Raw genomic sequence first — 18,103 nt, 5'->3', positions numbered from 1 at the left:
CGTAGCATTGTTATTGGAAGAGAGTCGTATCCTAATCGAAAGCCATGACAGATGCTGTGTCGGGCGTATTAACTGTGATCCTGTCGAAAAGTTTTCGGGTCATGGCTGCTCAAATGAAGAGACCCGCGCTGGCGGGTCTCTTTGCTTGCTGGCCTGCTGGCTCAGGAGCCGTGGTGCAGTTGCGACTGCTGGTAGTTCTCCAGCCCGATGCGATCGATAAGGTCTAGCTGGGTCTCAAGCCAGTCCACGTGCTCCTCCTCATCCTCCAGGATCTCCTGGAACAGGTCGCGGCTGATGTAGTCCTGCACCGACTCGGCATAGGCGATGGCTACCTTGAGGTCGGGGATGGCATCCATCTCCAGCGAGAGGTCGCAGCGCAGCATCTCTTCCACCGTTTCACCGATACGCAGCTTGCCGAGATCCTGCAAATTGGGCAGCCCTTCGAGAAACAGCACCCGCTTGACCAGCTCGTCTGCGTGTTTCATCTCATCGATGGACTCGTGATACTCCTTGTGCCCGAGCGCCTTGAGGCCCCAGTCATCGTAGATGCGGGCGTGCAGGAAGTATTGGTTGATGGCAATCAGCTCATTGGCCAGCACCTTGTTGAGGTGGGCAATGATCTTGGGATCTCCTTTCATCGACAGTGCTCCTTGGTTCGTGCCTGAGGCTTCGATCGTTAGAGCTTAGTCCAGAAAAGTAACAACAAGAGGTCTGGCGAGCCAGCTCGCCTGAGAAAAGGGGTGACCCTGTTGGCGGGTCGCATCAGAAAAGAGGTGTCCGGATCAGGCCACTTCGTAGTAGAGCACGGGTTGCTCCTGCTCCATCTTGTCGAGCTCGGCGGCGATGATCTCCATGGTCATGCGCACGCATTTGCCACACTGGGCGCCCACCTCGAGCGACTGCTTGAGTTGGCGGAATTCGCTTTTACCTGACTGCACCGCTTTGCGGATCTGGGTATCTGTGATGCCGCGGCACAAACAGACGTACATGATGGTCACCTCTTGTGGAATGAGATGAAATCTAAATGAGAATGGTTCGTAGTGCAAATAACCATTGGTAATAAGATCCCCTGCTTGCCACTGTGCAACCCCTTGGGGACAATGCTGGCAACCAGAGGAGATCACCATGCTCAAGAAACTGTTCAGCGCCCTGTTCGGGGGCGAGCCGACCAAGTCGCCGGAAGTCACTCCCACCGAATATGCCGGCTATCTCATCTATCCGGAACCCATGGCGGAAGGGGGTCAGTATCGGTTGGCTGGCCGCATCACCAAAGAGCTGGACGGCGTGCTGCAAACCCACCGTTTCATCCGCTCCGATCTGTTTGTCAATCCGGCCGATGCCGAGCGTTTCATGGTGCAGAAGGCCCACACCTTTATCGATCAGATGGGAGATCGCATGTTCGAGCCCCGCAAACCGGCTGACAGCCAGGCTTCATGACTCTGCAAGAGGTCGCCTTGCTGCGCGAGGCGCTGGCCCGCGCCGGTGAGCGGCGCCTGATCTGGCTGGAGGGGGAGGAGGCTGACTGCATTGCCCGCGCCCAATCCCTGCTCGGTGAGACCGTCTTCTGGCTGGGTGCCGGGCCCGAGTGTTATGCCCCGCAACCCGCCGCCAAGGCGCTGCAGCGGCTCGGTCAGGAGTGCGACACGCTGGTGTTCAACGCCTTCAGCGGCTTTCACCCCGATGCGTTCGGGGCGCTGGCTGGCACTCTATGCGCTGGTGGCTTGCTGTTGCTGCTGACCCCGCCCAGAACACAGTGGCCTGCATGGCCGGATCCTGACCGGATCCGGCTGGTGGCCCAGCCGGAGGAGGCGGGCCGGGCCGGCCACGGCTTTATCGCCCGACTGGTTCGGTTGCTGGAAGGTGATCTAGCCCTCTCTCTGGAGCCGCCGGTTTGCGCGCAGCCATGGCAACCGATTGGGCCCGAACGCAGGCTGAGCAGCGATCAGGCACGGGCGCTGCCCGCCATCCACAAGGTGTTGCACGGCCATCGTCGTCGGCCACTGGTGCTGAGCGCCGACCGCGGTCGTGGCAAGAGTGCGCTGCTGGGGCTGGCTGCCGCCGAGTTGCTGCGCCAGCAACCCTCGCTGAACATAGTGGTGACGGCCCCCTCACAGGCAACGGTAGCGACCCTGTTTGCCCACGCCGCTCGCGGGCTAGATACTACGCCTGAACAGCTGACCGGACTGAGCTACTGCTCGCCGGATCGGCTGGTGCACGAGGCGATGAATCCCGATCTGCTGCTGGTGGATGAAGCGGCCGCCATTCCGACCCCGCTGCTCGAGGCCATGCTTGCCCGCCACAGTCGCATTGTGTTTGCCACCACCGAGCACGGTTACGAGGGGACGGGGCGAGGTTTTCACCTGCGCTTCAAGCGTGTGCTCGATAGCCAGACCCCGGAGTGGCAGGAGATCCGCCTCTCTGAACCCATTCGCTGGAGTGAGCGTGATCCACTGGAGCCGCTGATTTTCCGCCTGCTCGGCCTCAATGCCGAAGTCGCAATGCCCTTGCCGCCGACCAGCCCGAGCTGGCGTCTGGTCAATCAGGAGGCGCTGGAGAGCGACGAGACGTTGCTCAACCAGCTGTTCGGCCTGCTGGTGCTGGCTCACTACCAGACTACGCCGAGCGATCTCAGATCCCTGCTGGAGAGCCCGGATCTCGACATCCATCTGCTGGAGCAGGACGAGAGCCTGCTGGGTGTGGCCTTGGTGGCGAGGGAAGGGGAGATAGAGCCCGAGCTGGCCGAGGCGATCTGGGCCGGTCGTCGCCGTCCGCGCGGCCATCTGCTGCCCCAGTCGCTGCTGGCCCACGCCGGTTTCAAAACGGCGGGGGGGCGCAGCTACGCCCGGGTGATGCGTATCGCCATCCACCCCGAGCTGCACCGGCACGGACTGGGTTCGCTGCTGCTTGGCAAGCTTGAGGAGCACTATCGTCAGATTGGCATCGACTACCTCGGCTCGGCCTTTTCGGCCAGCGCCGACCTGCTCCCCTTCTGGCGCAAGGCAGGGCTGGAGGTGCTGCGCATCGGCCTGCAACGGGATGCCGCCAGCGGATGCCATGCAGCCCTGCTGCTCAAAGCGCTGAACCTCGAACATGAGATCGAGTTGAATCAATGGCAGCAGCGTTTCATTCGCCAGCTGCCGATCTTGCTGGCGGGTGAATTGAAAGGATTGGATCCCGAGTTGGTATGGCAATGCCTGCAAGGCAGTACCGTCACTGCAGCGGAGCTTGGCGAGTTCGAGCGCGATGAGGTTGAGTGCTTTGCCCTGCATCACAAGCCGTTCGAACTGAGCCAATCCAGCTTGCAGCTGTGGCTGGCGCGCAATCTGGCTGTGCTGGGTTCACTGACCCCTGAAGAGCGTTATCTGCTGATCGCAGCCATCTGGCAATATGCCGACTGGGGAAGACTGGCTGCGAGGTTGCAACTGGCTGGCAAGCCCGCCGTGATCAAGAGGTTGCGGGCGCTGCTGGCGCGTCTCTTGAGTTCCCCTACCACTCGATAGGTTTGCCCTGCCAGTCGAGAAAGCTCAGCTCGCCATCCGGTTGCAGCCGGTTCATCAGGTTAATCAGATGGTCGGCTACCAGCTCGGGACTCTGCACATTTCCCGCCGGTACATTGGCGTGAAACGGGCGGGAGAGTTGGGTATCCACTGTGCCGGGATGGAAGGCCAGCAATTTGACGCCGGGGGCCCGCCGGGCCAGCTCGATGGCGGCACACTTGAGCAGCATGTTGAGGGCTGCCTTGGATGCGCGATAGCCATACCAGCCGCCTGCTCGGTTGTCGCCAATGCTGCCGACCCGAGCGCTGAGAACGGCCAGAGTGCAAGGCTCGCGGCCAAACAGCGGTAACAACTGGCTGATCCAGCGCAGCGGCAGCAAGGCATTGGTCTGGTAGAAGCGGGTCATGGCATCGAGATTGATTGCTTCGAGTCGCTTCTCCGGCTGAATTTCCCCCTGATGCAGTATGCCGTTGCAGATCACCACCCGATGCGGTCTCGGTGCCAACTCCGCGATGCGGGCTACCGCAGTTGCCATCTGCTCATCGCTGTAATCACAACATAGCCAGTGCAGGGCTGGCGAAGAGGCTTCTGCTGGTGCGGGCTGACGGCTGATGGCAATCACTGGCCCGACACCCGCCGCCAACCAGTGTGTCACCAGAGCGGCCCCGATCCCGCCAGAAGCGCCAATCACGACGATACCTTCACTCATCTCAGGCTCCTTGTGAGTGCATGATGGATTTCACCATCCGCCAATGTTGTCCTGATTGGCAGATACGCTCCCGCCAGTCTGCGGGATCAAGCGGTTAACGCTGCAATCTTGCCGAGATCCGAGCCGCTGGGTGAATTCCATTCCTATACTGAGGGAAAACCGCAGCGGTCTGCTGCCCGCGCAACCAGAATGAGAGTCACCATGATGTCCAAAGATGGGGAAGAGCGTAAATCTATCCTGACCGAAAGTGGCACCAACGAGCTTGAGATCATCGAGTTTCACCTCAAGAAGCAGCTACCGGACGGCCGTGAAAAAACCGCTTATTACGGGATCAACGTCGCCAAGGTGCGCGAGGTGATCCGGGTGCCGGAAACCACAGATTACCCCAACGCCCAACGTCATATGGTGGGGGTCTTCTCCCTGCGGGATCGCCTCATCCCGCTGGTGGATCTGGCGGGCTGGCTCGGCATCAAGACCAACCCCGACCCCAGCCACAAGGTGGTGATCGTCACCGACTTCAACAAGATGGCCAACGGTTTTCTGATCGACAGTGTCAGCAGGATCCACCGGGTCTCCTGGGAGGATGTGGAGTCCCCCAGCCAGTTTCTGGAAGCGGGGGAGAACGACTGCGTGGTGGCCGTGGTCAGGCGCGATGGCAACCTCATCATGATCCTCGATTTCGAGAAGATCATCGCCGATATCAACCCCGAGCTCAGCATGGAGAAGTACGACGTCACTCAGGACCGCAAGGTGCTCATCGACGATCGCATGATGGCGCTACGCCAGGGCAAGACCATTCTGGTGGTGGACGACTCGGCCTTTATCCGCAAGATGATCGAGACCACCCTGCGTACCGCTGGTTACAACGTGATCACGGCCAAGGACGGCGGCGAGGGGTTGGAGATGATGACGGATTTCGATCGTCTGGCCCAGGAGGAGAGGATGCCGGTGACCGGCTTCGTCAATGCGGTGATCACCGATGTGGAGATGCCGCGCATGGATGGCATGCACCTGCTCAAGCGGCTGCGGGACACCCCCTCCTACAAGGAGATGCCCATCGTGATGTTCTCCTCCCTGATGAGCGATGACAACCGCCAGAAAGCGCTGCAACTTGGGGCGAACGATACCATAACCAAACCCGAGATTGGGCGCATGGTGGGGATGATGGATCATATGCTGCTGGGGATCGCCCCGCCTTCGCCCGCCAACAACATCTGACCTGCCGTTAACTTGCCATTGGCCGGTCGAATTCACTGACCGGTTGCCTCAAGCGGCCACTCCTTGCCAAGGAGTGGCCGCGCTGTTTTGGCTGTTTGCTGCGATCCCGACGTCCCTTGTCTCCCGGATATGATTTATGTAATGATAATTATTATCATTTGTTGGTGTGAAGCATATGACAGCAACCTGGGTGAAGGGGTGGGTCGAGTCGACCGAAGGTGGCAGCAGCATGAGTCACTGGAAACAGCAGACCCGAGAGGGCAACCGGCTGTTTGACTGCGGCGAGTATCATCAGGCGTTGGCCCATTATCAGCAGGCGCTGTGGCTGGCTCGTCAGCAATTGGTGCAGTGGCATGACGCCGATGAGGCGGTGGCTGCGCTGGTTGTGGCTCACCACAATCTGGCGGATCTGCTGGTGGCCATGACTCTGCCCGATCGCGCCGCCGACCTGCTCTGCTATGTGCACGACTGCCTGCTGGCGACCTGTCACTCCCCCGCTTGCTCCTCTCGCCTGCGAGAGGCTGCATTGCGCCATACCCGCACAACTCGTGCCGAGTTGCTGACGTTCGTACAGCGCCACGGCAGCCACGCCGGGATCATGTGTTCGCTCGGTCACTGCCTGTGTCAGAGCGAGCCCTCATCCCGGCTCCATTAATCCGAACAGAGGTCATCATGAGCCATACTCTGCCAGCCCTGAACTATGCCTACGACGCACTGGAACCCCATATCGATGCACTGACCATGGAGATCCACCATAGCCGTCATCACCAGACTTATATCAATAACCTCAACGCCGCACTGGAAACGGCGCCCGAGCTGGCCGCACTGCCGGTAGAGGAGCTGCTGAGCCGCTTCGACACCCTGCCAACCGCCCTGCAGGGAGCGGTCCGCAACCATGGCGGCGGCCATGCCAACCACTCCCTGTTCTGGCTGGTGATGAGCCCGCAGGGGGGCGGTGAGCCGGGCGGTGAGCTGGCTCTGGCCATCGAGCGGGAATTGGGGGGATTCGATGCCTTCAAGCAGGCTTTCACTCAGGCGGCTCTGAGCCGCTTTGGTAGTGGCTGGGCCTGGCTGGTGGTGGACAAGGCGGGCAGATTGCAGGTGGAGAGCAGTGCCAACCAGGATAGTCCCTTGATGCATGGCCATACCCCGATCCTGGGGCTGGATGTGTGGGAGCACGCCTACTATCTCAAGTACCAGAACAAGCGTCCTGACTATATCGCTGCCTTCTATCAGGTGGTGGAGTGGGCCGAAGTGGCCCGCCGCTATCAGGCGGTGCGAGGCTGACCTGTCGCTGGGTATGGGTGTGCAGGCTCACCGCCACAACCTGCGCTGTAATAACAAGACCCGCCAGTTGGCGGGTCATCTGTTTATGGTGCGGCTGTGCTGGCGGCTGAAGGGGCCATCGGCATTGTGGGCAAGGCCGCGCTGGGCGACTCTGCGGTGGTTTCTGCCGCGGATTTGGCGGGAGTGACCGGATCAGTCGTTGCCGAGGCAGACGAAGTTGCTGACTCGGTGGCAACCGCGGCAGATACTGCCGCTTGCTTGGCCTCATCCACCGCCGGTTTGGGCTGTTTGAGGCAGGGTTGCAGGCTGCCGATGGTACTTAGTGACTGGCAAGGCACAGGCAGGCCGATGGGGACTGGTGCCCCGAGGAACTTGGGTCCCTTGTCCAGCACATAGAGGTCGAGCAGCCCCATCAGGCGGGCAAAGACTTCCCGCACCCGGGTGCGGATCCCCTGATAGGCGCTGGGATCCTCGGCATTAAAGCCGACCGCATCGATACCGAAATGGCGGGCGATGAAAATGGCCCGCTCGTTATGAAAGCCCTGGGAGACCACGGTAAAGCGCTCCTGGCCGAACACCTCTTTGGCGCGAACCACTGAGTCGAGGGTGCGGAATCCGGCGAAATCCATATAGATGGCGGAGGCGGGGATGCCCGCCTTGATCAGGGCGCGGCGCATCTGGCGCGGCTCGTTGTACTGCACGGTGGCGTTGTCACCGGAGACGATGATGAAGTCCACCTTGGCATTGTTGTAGAGCTCGGCCGCCGCCTTGATGCGGTATTTGAAGTAGTGGTTGGGGCCGCCACCGGAGAGATATTTGGAGGTACCCAGCACCACCGCAACCCGGTTGTTGGGCACCTTGTCCACCTGATCGTAGGTGTAGTGACGGGCATCCGAGACGATCCACTCGCTGTAGCCCAGCAGCATGGCAATCAGGGCCAGCAGCAAAACGAGGCAGGCGAGGAGGATCTTGGCAAACTTCTTCATGCGCGGTGCGGTCAGGGTCTGAAGTTGGGAGTGGCTATCGGCATTCTATTACAACTCGGCCGCTGGCGTCAGGCTTGATAACGGGCGGGCACCTCATTCGGGCAGAGGTTGTCGCAGCAGAGGCGGGAGTGCGGGGGAAAAAGCTAGGGGCTGCGGTGGCAGCCCCTCTTTGTGTTGGATGTCTATCAGTGGGCGGAGTCGTTACCCTTGCAGGCGTCTGACTCCTTGTTGGCTTGCCACCAGGGCAGCAGATCCCGGGCGAACCACGCCTGATAGGCGTCGCTGTCGTTGGCGATCAGGCGGTCCAGCTCCCCTTCGAAGTCGCTCATCGCCTGCTGCCGATCCGGATTGCGCAGCGCTTGTGCCAGCGCCAGCCAGCTGGCGCCGCGACCGGTATCGTTGAGGAAGCGGTGCACGGTATAGGACCAGGAGTAGACCATCTCGCCACCCTGCTCGTAGTCAAGGTGGAGGATCGCCGCCAGTGTCGGGCGCTGGTTGGCGGGGCGGTTTGCCACGTTATCCAGACCTCGGGCAAAGCACTGACCGTGGGCGATGTACTCTGCAATCCCCTCGGCCCACCAGGTAGTGCGGTTGAGCGGATAGTGTCCGAAGCTGCCGTACTGGTTGAAGCGACCATCCAGATAGTGAACGTACTCGTGGCGCAGGTTCCACACCTGGAAGGCGGGGCGTTTCCACTCCGCCTCATAGGCGAAGAAGCGGGCCTGATTGCCGGGCCGAGCCGGATCCCCCTCGATATAGATGCCGCCATTGTCGGTGGAGACACCAAACAGCGCGCTGCCGTAGCGGCCCCAGTCGGCGGAGGAGTTGAAGATCACCAGCTCCAGCGCTTCGTTGTGATCATCGGCCACCGGTTGCCAGCCTGTCTCCATCTGCTGGTGGAAGCGCTGCTCTTCATCACCCAGCTCGCGGCAGATCTCTTCGGCTTGAGCCAAGGTCAGATCCTGGGCGCGCAGACGCAGGGTGGGCGAGCAGGTGTGCTCGAACGGCAGAATATCTTCCATGCGGATCGGGGTACAAAGCCCGGCGAACTCGCCGCTGATACAGGCTTCGCTGGTGCGATCCGTGTAGGTGAGGTAGTAGCTGGAGAGGGTCAGGGAGACCTCTTCCAGCATGGCAGCCGGATGCTGGCCACCCGGGATCAGCCCCTGCTGGCGCATGATGGCGATGACATCGCGATCCAGCTGCTGGCGATAGGCAATCGCCTTATCCGGGCTGGTGTGATGGAGGTAGCGCATCATCTGGTAGAGGCGGCTGTGGGCATCGAGGATGTTGTTGAAGATAAACAGATCCCGTGAGCCATCGCGTTGTTTCCAGAGGGCCAGCTCGCTCAGGCCCAGTTGCAGCAGGCTCTGGCGCAATGCCGCCTCCTGCTGCAGCACAGCTGCGCTGAAGTCAGCCTGCTGACCGTAAGAGGCGCTCTGATCGACCAGATTGAGCAGCTCGAACAGGCCATCGGCCCAGGGTTTGTGGCCATTGATCTGCGCCGCATGTTGCACCGCATAGCCGAACGCTTGGTTAAGCTGGGCCAGCATGGGGGCGGCACTCTGGCGGAAGGCGGCTTGGCCAAGTTGTCCCTGCGCCGCCACGCTCCAGGCTTCCAGCACTGTGCCAGCCTGATCCTGTGGTTCAGCTCCCAGCAGCAGGGGATGGTTAAGCAGATCAATCATTACCCCGGCCAGTGCCCGGGCGGCCTGATCACTCTCCTTGCCAGCGCCACCGTGGTAGTTGTGGGCGCGCACATAGTAGAGCAGCTTGTCCATTGCCGGATGGGTCGGCTGGTTGGCCGCCAGCAGGGCACGCATGCCGCGCACCACCGCCATCAGCTTGGCGTCATCGTGGCCGTAATCCGCCTGCCAGGCAGAGCTGTTCTGGCCGCTCACGTCGGCTACCAGTTTGGCGGCATCGCTGTCGAGCAGGTCCACATCGGGCTGCTCGGGTTCGGAGCAGAGACGACCGTTGGCGCGACGGCACTCCAGCTGCTCCTCCTTGCTGGCCAGCACGATGGGGCGATTGAGCACCCGGCTCTCCTGCCACTCTTTGCTCTCTGGCAGGGGTTGCCACTCGTCGCCAGCGACCGGGTATTGGTAGCCGCTATCTTGCAACGTTACCTGAACCTCGCTGCCAGCGGGGATCACCTGACGACAGATGCGATAGCGGATGGTGTTGCTCCCCTCCTTGCGCTCCTGCGGCTCATCACACTCCTGCTGAGGCGTGAGCTGATCCAGCTGCCACTGATAGCGGCGCCAGACGTGGATCTCGCTGATCTGAGCAGCAGCCTGACTGCCTGCCACCGGCTGCAGGCGGAAGAAGATCTGCTCCAACCGGCCATCCCGCTCGCTCGGGGTCTCTTCAAGTACTTGCAACTGCTGCCAATCCTGCGGCTGATAGTGCCACTCCGACTCGGCGCAGCGGCCTTGTGCGTTGAGTTCGCAGCGCTCCAGCTCCCTTTCGCTCTGACCCAGGATGATGGCTTGCGGCAGCGGCAGACGATCCTGCCGCTGGGCGGTCGGCGTGCCCGCTAGCTGCTCCCAGCTACCCTGCTTGAGGCCATAACCGAAGTCATAACTGCTGGCGGGAATGAGCTTGCCCGCCGGAATCCGATCTTCACAGCGCACGAAGCGGATCTGCCAGCCCGCATCTACCTTGAGCTGCGGCTCGCCACACTGCTGTTCGGCGAGGGCCGCGAGATCGCTGCTCTGCCAGTCGAAGCGACGGTAGACCCTAAGCTGCTGGTAAGGAGCATTGCTGCTGCGCGCCTTGAGCTCGTAGGTGATCTCGGTGATGCGAGCGGCCAGTTGCCGGCTCGATTCGCCAGTCAGCTGATACTGTCGCCAGTCATTGGGGGAGTACTTGGCTTGCGCCGAGGATGTCGCCAAAAGCAGGGGGCCTGCCAGCAGCAGCCACCCGGTACCTGAACGGTTCATTTTTATCCCTTTGTTCTTGTTTGTGTATTGTCTTGCGAGTAATCGCAAGGCAATTTAAACAGTTCCAAAGGGATATCAATTGCCAATTAAAAATCAGATAAATCAATAAGATGGTGGCTTTTTGAGTCTGATCGAATTATCGTGGGTTGGCGCCGCAGTAAGGACTCACATGTTTCTTTTTTGTTTTCAAAGAAGATCGGTAAATTGTGAGTCCGATCTCATTCAGCTTGTCGTGCCCGAGTGGTTTGTTGTCGGGCTACCTTGCCCAGCAGTTGGCGGGAGGGTTTGAGATTGCCGCCAAGATCGGGCCAGGGAAGCCAGTGGTCGGGCACCATAAAGCCGGGCAAGGCGCTGCGGATCCAGGCTGCCAGTTCGGAGTCGGGAACTGGCTCGCCGTGCCAGTCGATAAAGGCGGCGGGGCGTTGCCCCCACTCGTCGCTCGGCACCGGCACCACCAGCGCCTGGGCGACGGCGGGATGATCTACCAGTCGTTGCTCGATGGTTTCGGGCTGGATGTTTTCGCCACCCGAGATGAAGAGGTTATCGAGCCGTCCCTCTACCAGCAGTTCCCCTGCCGCAGTGAACCTCCCCTTGTCGCGGGTATGAAACCAGCCTTCGTCATCGAGAGGCAGTTCCAGCTCTCCATCTCGGTAGTAACCGGCAAACAGGGTGGCGCCGCGCACGCAGATCTCCTGCTCCCTGATGCACACTTCCCGCCCCGGTAGCGGTTTGCCAACTACGCCTGCATCGCCGGGGATAGCGGTGCAGACCTGACTGCCCATCTCGGAGAGACCATAACTCACCTTGGGTTCGAGCCCCATGGCGCAGAGGCGGCTCACCAGCGGCTGCGGGATGGCGGCGCCACCGAGCAGCAGCTCGCGCAGGCGGGTACGGGCGGGATCAAAGCTCTCTGCCAGCAGGCGCCAGAGTTGGGTTGGTACCAGCGAGAGATGGGTAATGGGTTGCTGTTCAAGCCGCGCCTTGAGCGGCTGACTGCGATCGTCCAGCACCAACGTGGCGCCCGCCAGAAAGACCCGAAACAGGATGGCGTAGCCGCCCACATGGAACAGCGGCAGGGAGAGCAGCCAGCCGCAGGCCTCATCAAGGGGAATGAGGGTGGCAGAGCCGCGTGCAGAGGCTAGGTGGTTGCAGAGCAGGTGCACCACAGCTTTCGGCGTGCCGCTGGAGCCCGAGGTGAGGATCATGTTGTTGAGCTGGGTCGATTCCAGCGGCCACGCTTCCTCGCTTGCTGGCAGTTCGTGCGTGAAGTCGAACTGCAAGGGCTGCCAGTTGCCTGCCGGGATCTCCCCTGCCGACCAGAAGGCATCGGCATCGAGTTGTACCGCCAGCTCACGCTGCTTTTCGAGAGGAAAGGCGGGGTTGAGCGGGCAGAACACCACGCCGCTGCGCACGCAGGCCCACGCCAGCAGCACATCTTCCAGCGCACCGCGCACCACCGCTGCCAGATGATTGCCACGACGCACTCCGGCTTGTTCCAGCTGTTGGCACAGGCTGTTGAGGCGGGCATCGAGTTGGCGGTAACTGAGAGGCGAGGCGGCGTGGATGGCAATGCGGTTCGGTGCTGTGATTGCCCGGTGGCGTACCGGGCAAGGTGTCTGTTCGGGTGAACGGGAAGGGTCAATCACGGTAATACAGTTGCTCCAGTCGGCTCAGATCCGGTTTGCCATCTTCCCCCAGCAGATTGCCCGCCATCCAGCGGCGGGTATCCAGACCTGGTGCCTGTTCGGGAGCCCATTCGCCAGCCAGATGAAACAGCTGGTTCAGGCCCAGATCCGATTCGAAGCAGGAGGATATGATCACCTTGAGCCGCAGTTCGCGGGCGCGGGCGATCAGCGCTTCGCAGTTGGCCAGCGAACCGAGTAGGGTGGGTTTGAGTACCAGCGCTCGCAGTTGCGGGATCGGCTCCCACGGCTTGCCTTGCGCCAGCAGTTCGTCCAGCGCCACCGGCATGCCGGTGCGGTTGGCGACAAAGGCGATGTCGGCAAAGTCGGCGCAGGGGTCTTCCAGATACTCGATGCGATTCGGGTCGAGGTGGCCGCAGAAGGTCCACGCCTCCTCGCGGGTCCAGCCCTGGTTGGCATCCAGCACCAGCTTGAGGGAGGGGAGGCGATCGCACAGCAGGCGGATCAGCGCCAGCTCGTCACGCATCGGGTAGCGTGCCACCTTCAGCTTGGCCTTGCCGGGCGTGCGGTGCAGCCACTCTTTCCAGTTGCGCAGCAGCTCCTGGGGGGAGCCTTGAATGAGGGGATAGGGCTCCGGCAGCGGGTTGCGCTGCTCGGGCCATGTCCGGCGCGCGCAGTCGAGGCCAAATTGCACCGACGGCAGCACGGGGTTCGGGGTGTCGCCGGCGGCCAGGGCCGCCAGCGCGGCAAGGGCTTCTGCCTCTGCCTGTTGCAGGCTCTCTTTCGAGAAGCCGGGCAGGGGGGCGATTTCCCCCCAGCCGTCGTTGATGCGCACCAACAGCCCCTCTCGCGCCACCTCCACCTTGCCGTGAAAGGTCAGGGGCTGGGTAAAAGGCAGTTGATAGCGATACAGGGCTAGTGTCATCAGGGGTTCCGCTTGTATTTGGAGAAGTCGGGGCGACGCTTTTCGTTGAAGGCGTTGCGGCCTTCCTGACCCTCTTCGGTCATGTAGAACAGCATGGTGGCATTGCCCGCCAGCTCCTGCAAGCCCGCCTGACCATCACAGTCAGCGTTGAGCGCCGCTTTCAGGCAGCGCAGCGCCATCGGGCTGTTTTGCAGCATTTCACGGCACCAACGCACGGTTTCGCGCTCCAGTTCTGCCAGTGGCACGACGGTGTTGACCAGACCCATGTCGAGGGCTTGCTGGGCATCGTACATGCGGCAGAGGAACCAGATTTCGCGGGCCTTCTTCTGGCCGACGATGCGAGCCATGTAGGAAGCACCCCAACCGCCATCGAAGGAGCCGACTTTCGGGCCGGTCTGGCCAAACTGGGCGTTGTCGGCGGCGATGGTCAGGTCACACATCATGTGCAGCACGTGGCCACCACCGACCGCGTAACCGGCCACCATGGCAACCACAGGTTTCGGGCAGGTGCGGATGTCGCGCTGGAAGTCGAGCACGTTGAGGTGGTGAGTCCCCTCGTCATCACGGTATCCACCGTAGTCGCCACGGATCTTCTGGTCGCCGCCGGCGCAGAAGGCTTTCTCGCCAAAACCGGTCAGGATGATGGTGCCGATCTGATCGTCATAACGGGCATCGGCCAGCGCCTGCAGCATCTCTTTGACGGTGCGGGGGCGGAAGGCGTTGCGCACCTGGGGACGGTTGATGGTGATCTTGGCAATGCCATCGTTGGACTTGTGATACAGGATGTCCTCGTAACCGGCGGAGCAATCCTGCCACTCAACCGGAGCGTACAGTTCCGCTTCCGTCATTGCTTCAATCATGGTTTTTTCCTTCTGATCTGGGAGAGTGCAGTTGAGCACCGAGTTGAACACTGAGTTGAGCAATCCCGGCATGTTGAACAGGTGCATACAGTTCAGCTTCCGTCATTGCTTCAATCATGACTCGTCTCTTCTTGTTGGTTGACCCACTCCGCGAGGAGTCGGGCAAAGTTATCAGGCTGATGGGCGTGCAGATTATGGCCGCCATCCAGCACCAAGTGGTTGATTCTGCGATTTTGGTTCGCCAGCTGGCAAGCCAGCTGATGGAATTTGTGATCCCGCTTGCCACTCACATAAGTAACCGGCAGCTGGCTCGCCATGAGCCAGGGGGCGAGATCCGGCTGCTTGCCGAGCGAAGTGGCGCGCAGCGTGGTGGCGATGCCCTGACCGTCGTTGCCAAGGCGGCGGGCGATCTGGCTGGCTCGAGCCGCATCGTCAAGATCGGCAAACACCCCTTGCCGGTACCAATCTGCCAGCACGTCAGCCAGAGGCTCCTGCTCGAAGCGCCGCGCCCACTGTTCATCGTGCTGGATGCGGGCGGCCCGCTCACCGGCTGGCAGCCCCGGGTGGCAGTTCTCCAGCAGCAGTCCCGATAGCCCCGCCGGCTCACGGCTGGCGTGGTAGAGGGCCAGTCGCCCACCCAGCGAGTAACCCGCCAGCAGATAGCGTTCAATATTGCGGCTGGCCAGCTCGGCAACCAGCCACTGGTGGCTCTGTTCAAAGTCGCTGACGTTGAGAGCGCTATGCTGGCCGTGACCCGGCAGGTCGAGGGCGATGCAGCGGATGGCGGGCAGCCGGTCGATCACCGGTTGCCAGTCGCCGCCATCCCCCAGCAGGCCGTGCAGCAACACCAGCGGCACATTGGCATCTTTATTTGCCACGGATGGCGGCCCCCAGCGCCTTGAGATCATCGGCTACCTGCTCGCTCGGTACCCGGATCTCGATCAAGGTAACGCCATGTTGGAGGGCGGCGCTGTAATCGCGTTCGAACTCGGGCAGGGTGGTCGGCGCCCGATAGGCGAGGCCAAACATGGCGGCGGCATGTTCAAAGCTGAGACCGTGGGGCAGCCGGTAGTAGCTCTCCAGCAGCTCCCCTTCGGTGGGCACCGGCAACATGCGAAAGATACTGCCGCCATCGTTGTTGAGCAGGATCACCACCAGCGGTCGACTCGCCTTGCTGAGCAGGGCGAGGCTATTGAGATCGTGCAGGGCGCTGAGATCCCCAAGCAGCAGGGTGGTGGGCTCATCACTGCCTGGCTCGACCGATTGGGCAAATCCGTAGGCGGTGGCGATCAGGCCATCGATGCCGGAGGCGCCACGGTTGGTCATCACCCGGCTCGGCCCCTTGCCCGTTTCGCCGAGCATATCCATCAGTCGGGCCGGCATGCTGTTGCCGACAAACAGTTGCCCTTCGATCAGGCTGTTGAGGCGATGGCAGACCCCGAGCTCGGAGAAGTGCTCGCAGGCAGCGGCGATCTGCTGGCTGGCGTTGTGTTGCAGCTCGGCCAATGTGTGCCAGGGGGCTTGTGTGGTGACCGGATGGGCCGCAGCAAAGGCGCTGGCACTGCAGAGCAGCCGGTTGCGCAGCCGGTAGTCGGGATCGAGCCGCGCCGGTTGCGGATCCACCAGCCAGTAATCCTGCCATGAATGGTGTTTTATGAACTGGCCAAGCCGCTTGGAGACAAGCCGCGCGCCAAATTGCAGCAGCACCTCGGCGCGGCCCAACTCGGCGACGAATTCAGGGTCGTTGAGCGCCAGATCCATGTGGATGAGGTTGCGGCTGTCGAAGCGGATCTGGCTCTGCAGATCTGCCAGCAGCGGCCAGCCGAGTTGCTCCGCCAGCGCGGCGGCGGCCTGTGCCTGATTCGGGTCGGTAATGCGGCCAGCTACAACGATGCCGCGCTGTTGCCGAAAGGTTTCCCACTCCGCCTGAGGTGGGCAGGTCGGCTCGTTTTGCTGCCACGGGCTCCATGGCTTGTGCGAGCCGAGCCAGTCACCGAGGGGGGCCAGATAGTCGGAGAAATCCTGATAGTGCTCGCCCGGATAGAGGGGCTCGGGGTACATGCAGTTGAAGTGCACCACTCCGGGAGTGAGTGCCTGTTTGGCCAAGGCTTGATCTACCGAGCTCAGCACAAACGCCGCCGGAATGGTCGGGGTGGGGCTCGGCAGGTTCTGCTGATAGACGGGGTAGCGGCCGAAGATCCCCTGCTGGTCGATCGCCTGATTGGCGCCGTTGTCGATAAGTTCGTGAGGACGATCGGCGGAGAGAATAATCAGCGGCACGCCGGTGAGCTGGGCCTCAGCCACTGCGGGCCAGAGGTTGGCTACCGCGGTGCCAGAGGTCATGATCACCGCCACCGGCCGGTTGCTCCCCTTGGCTAGCCCCAGCGCCATAAAGCCGAGGCCGCGTTCGTCAAAGTGCAAGTGACGACGAAAGCCCTGATGGGCCGCGGCGGCCATGGTCAGCGGCGCAGAGCGGGAGCCGGGGGCCAGCGCGATATCGCGCACCCCGAGGCGAAAGAGCTCCTCCAGCAAGAGGGAGGACCAGACGTGGTTGAAGGTGGCGTGCTGGCTCGAAAACGGTGTGCAGGCAAACTCTTCGCTGGCAGGCTCTTTACGGGTGGGCATAGGGGCTCTCGTAGCGTGAAAAGGGTGAATGACTATCCCAGCAGGGAGAGCACATTGGCGATCTTGTTGTCGAGTTCGGCCCACTCGGCGACAGGCTCGGAACCGGCGACAATGCCGGCACCGGCAAACAGGGTGACGCTGCCCGGCTGAATGCGGGCGCTGCGAATGGCGACCGAGAACTCGGACGTCTCCCGACTCAGCATGCCGCAGGCTCCGGCGTACCAGCCCCGATCGTAGGGCTCGAACTCGCGGATAAAGGCGAGCGCTGCCTCGCGCGGGGCGCCGCCCACCGCCGGCGTCGGGTGGAGGGCGTCGAGCAACTGCCAGTCGCAGACCCCGGGCTTGAGCTCGGCTTCGATATCGCACTTGAGGTGTTGCAGCAGCCGCAGTTTCAGAATGCGCGGCTCGGTCAGGGTGGCATCGTGGGTCAGTGGCGCCAGACGGCTGAGGATGTCGGCATGTACCAGCCGGTTCTCCAGCCGGTTCTTGCTGTCGGCCAGCAGCTCGGCAGCCAGTTGGGCATCCACCTCTTCATCGCCGGAGCGGCGGATGGTGCCCGCCAGCGCCTCGGTAAAAAGGTGGCGATCTTCCCGGCGGTAGAGCCGCTCGGGGGAGCAGGCGATAAAGGCCTGCTCGGGGGAGAATTGAAAACCGAAGTGGAAGCAGTCCTGGGCGTGGCGGGCCCACTGGTCGAGCATGGCCCAGGGATTGATATCCGCATCATGGTTCGGACTGGTCAGCCGGCTCTCCCGCGACAGCACCACCTTGGGGGTGTGGGCCTGAAAATCGGGGGCAGTGACGCGCTCAACCAGCGTCTGCCACTGGGCGGGGCCGGGGCAATCCTGTCGCTGCCAGGGCTGCTTTTGCAGGGCGGGCAGCGGGGCTTCCGGGCGCAGGGCATCGAGGGCGGCTTCGGCCGCCTGCAGTTCGGCCTCGAGATTGTTTTCATCCAGCCAAAGGTTGAGGCAGAGACTGACGCACTCGCCACGGCGCACCAGCTCGATGCGGGGCAGCACGAAACGGCAGGGGCCAAACCCTTGCCAGCCGGACTGGGCCGGATCGAACGCCAGTCCGCCATAGTAGCGAGGGCTGTCGTCATGATGCTGGTTGGCTGTGTTAGTGCACACCTGCTTGATGGCGTGCGGTTCGGTCAGTTCATGGATGGCGCCCAGCGCGACATACTCGGGACGAGCCTCTCCACGGGCCTGCCAGTAGATGCGGGGATAGAGGGTTTGCGCCGCGAGCCAGCCCAGAAAGGAGCGGATTTCGATCGCCACTCGCAACCGTACGAAGCCGCTGACGTTGCTGTGACGCAGGGCGTCCAGTTGTTGCTTGATATGGGTCTGAGCCAACATGGATTCTTGTCTGAGCCGGGTAGTAACGAGCGATCCGGTAGCTGGATGCCGTA

General features: G+C 62.0%; 17 protein-coding genes. 5 read left to right on the top strand and 12 right to left on the bottom strand.

The window, feature by feature from the left end; all coding sequences use genetic code 11:
* Positions 1–161: 161 nt before the first annotated feature.
* Both bfr and G5179_RS07195 read right to left on the bottom strand, forming a co-directional pair.
* Positions 162–638: a bacterioferritin gene (bfr, locus tag G5179_RS07200; RefSeq protein ID WP_005354959.1), complete on the bottom strand. Its 477-nt coding sequence runs from the start codon at positions 636–638 to the stop codon at positions 162–164.
* Positions 639–782: 144 nt separating this feature from the next.
* Entirely contained in the window at positions 783–989 is a 207-nt protein-coding gene (locus G5179_RS07195) for a bacterioferritin-associated ferredoxin (RefSeq protein WP_005335965.1), read from the bottom strand.
* Positions 990–1,125: 136 nt separating this feature from the next.
* Here G5179_RS07195 and G5179_RS07190 point away from each other — a divergent pair, with 136 nt between their 5' ends.
* Both G5179_RS07190 and G5179_RS07185 read left to right on the top strand, forming a co-directional pair.
* Positions 1,126–1,437 carry an HlyU family transcriptional regulator gene (locus G5179_RS07190; protein ID WP_421223761.1) on the top strand — a complete coding sequence of 104 codons (312 nt, stop codon included), beginning with the start codon at positions 1,126–1,128 and terminating at the stop codon, positions 1,435–1,437.
* On the top strand, positions 1,434–3,500 hold the full coding sequence (locus G5179_RS07185; RefSeq protein ID WP_421258106.1) for a tRNA(Met) cytidine acetyltransferase TmcA: 2,067 nt from the start codon (positions 1,434–1,436) through the stop codon (positions 3,498–3,500). The genes G5179_RS07190 and G5179_RS07185 overlap by 4 nt, the downstream gene beginning before the upstream one ends.
* Here the strand turns inward: G5179_RS07185 and G5179_RS07180 are convergent.
* Positions 3,487–4,206 carry an SDR family NAD(P)-dependent oxidoreductase gene (locus tag G5179_RS07180; protein WP_421258105.1) on the bottom strand — a complete coding sequence of 240 codons (720 nt, stop codon included), beginning with the start codon at positions 4,204–4,206 and terminating at the stop codon, positions 3,487–3,489. The two genes, G5179_RS07185 and G5179_RS07180, sit on opposite strands and share 14 nt — an antisense overlap.
* Positions 4,207–4,407: 201 nt before the next feature.
* Between G5179_RS07180 and G5179_RS07175 the strand changes: the two genes are divergently transcribed.
* The 3 genes from G5179_RS07175 to G5179_RS07165 all read left to right on the top strand — a co-directional run bounded on the left by G5179_RS07175 (position 4,408) and on the right by G5179_RS07165 (position 6,711).
* Complete coding sequence (locus G5179_RS07175) at positions 4,408–5,424, top strand: chemotaxis protein (RefSeq protein ID WP_005335957.1); 1,017 nt, start codon at positions 4,408–4,410, stop codon at positions 5,422–5,424.
* 175 nt (positions 5,425–5,599) lie between these two features.
* Positions 5,600–6,079 (top strand): hypothetical protein, encoded by a 480-nt coding sequence (locus G5179_RS07170; protein WP_421258104.1) that lies wholly within the window; start codon positions 5,600–5,602, stop codon positions 6,077–6,079.
* 17 nt (positions 6,080–6,096) lie between these two features.
* On the top strand, positions 6,097–6,711 hold the full coding sequence (locus tag G5179_RS07165) for a superoxide dismutase (RefSeq protein WP_108541666.1): 615 nt from the start codon (positions 6,097–6,099) through the stop codon (positions 6,709–6,711).
* A gap of 83 nt (positions 6,712–6,794) precedes the next feature.
* Here G5179_RS07165 and G5179_RS07160 read toward each other — a convergent pair whose 3' ends face one another.
* The 9 genes from G5179_RS07160 to G5179_RS07120 form a co-directional block, all read right to left on the bottom strand.
* Positions 6,795–7,697, bottom strand: a complete 903-nt coding sequence (locus G5179_RS07160) for a SanA/YdcF family protein (RefSeq protein WP_421258103.1) — start codon at positions 7,695–7,697, stop codon at positions 6,795–6,797.
* A gap of 185 nt (positions 7,698–7,882) precedes the next feature.
* Complete coding sequence (locus G5179_RS07155) at positions 7,883–10,642, bottom strand: collagenase (protein ID WP_421258102.1); 2,760 nt, start codon at positions 10,640–10,642, stop codon at positions 7,883–7,885.
* A 218-nt stretch (positions 10,643–10,860) separates the two neighbouring features.
* Positions 10,861–12,288, bottom strand: a complete 1,428-nt coding sequence (gene menE, locus G5179_RS07150; protein ID WP_421258101.1) for an o-succinylbenzoate--CoA ligase — start codon at positions 12,286–12,288, stop codon at positions 10,861–10,863.
* Positions 12,281–13,210 (bottom strand): o-succinylbenzoate synthase, encoded by a 930-nt coding sequence (gene menC / locus G5179_RS07145; RefSeq protein WP_216950106.1) that lies wholly within the window; start codon positions 13,208–13,210, stop codon positions 12,281–12,283. The genes menE and menC overlap by 8 nt, the downstream gene beginning before the upstream one ends.
* A complete protein-coding gene (gene menB, locus G5179_RS07140) occupies positions 13,210–14,070 on the bottom strand; it encodes a 1,4-dihydroxy-2-naphthoyl-CoA synthase (RefSeq protein WP_005354934.1) in 861 nt (286 codons plus the stop codon). The genes menC and menB overlap by 1 nt, the downstream gene beginning before the upstream one ends.
* On the bottom strand, positions 14,063–14,188 hold the full coding sequence (locus G5179_RS07135; RefSeq protein WP_258224330.1) for a hypothetical protein: 126 nt from the start codon (positions 14,186–14,188) through the stop codon (positions 14,063–14,065). The genes menB and G5179_RS07135 overlap by 8 nt, the downstream gene beginning before the upstream one ends.
* Positions 14,181–14,978, bottom strand: a complete 798-nt coding sequence (gene menH / locus G5179_RS07130) for a 2-succinyl-6-hydroxy-2,4-cyclohexadiene-1-carboxylate synthase (RefSeq protein WP_323912755.1) — start codon at positions 14,976–14,978, stop codon at positions 14,181–14,183. Before menH ends, G5179_RS07135 begins: the two co-directional genes overlap by 8 nt.
* Positions 14,938–16,695: a 2-succinyl-5-enolpyruvyl-6-hydroxy-3-cyclohexene-1-carboxylic-acid synthase gene (menD, locus tag G5179_RS07125; RefSeq protein WP_421172274.1), complete on the bottom strand. Its 1,758-nt coding sequence runs from the start codon at positions 16,693–16,695 to the stop codon at positions 14,938–14,940. The genes menH and menD overlap by 41 nt, the downstream gene beginning before the upstream one ends.
* A gap of 32 nt (positions 16,696–16,727) precedes the next feature.
* Positions 16,728–18,050 (bottom strand): isochorismate synthase, encoded by a 1,323-nt coding sequence (locus G5179_RS07120; RefSeq protein WP_374996365.1) that lies wholly within the window; start codon positions 18,048–18,050, stop codon positions 16,728–16,730.
* Positions 18,051–18,103 lie beyond the last annotated feature (53 nt).

Source organism: Aeromonas sp. 600886 (assembly GCF_049174935.1).
GTDB classification, from domain to species: Bacteria; Pseudomonadota; Gammaproteobacteria; order Enterobacterales; family Aeromonadaceae; genus Aeromonas; species Aeromonas veronii_A.
Note: the sequence above shows the minus strand (reverse complement) of the source record. Positions and strands in the feature narration are given on the sequence as shown.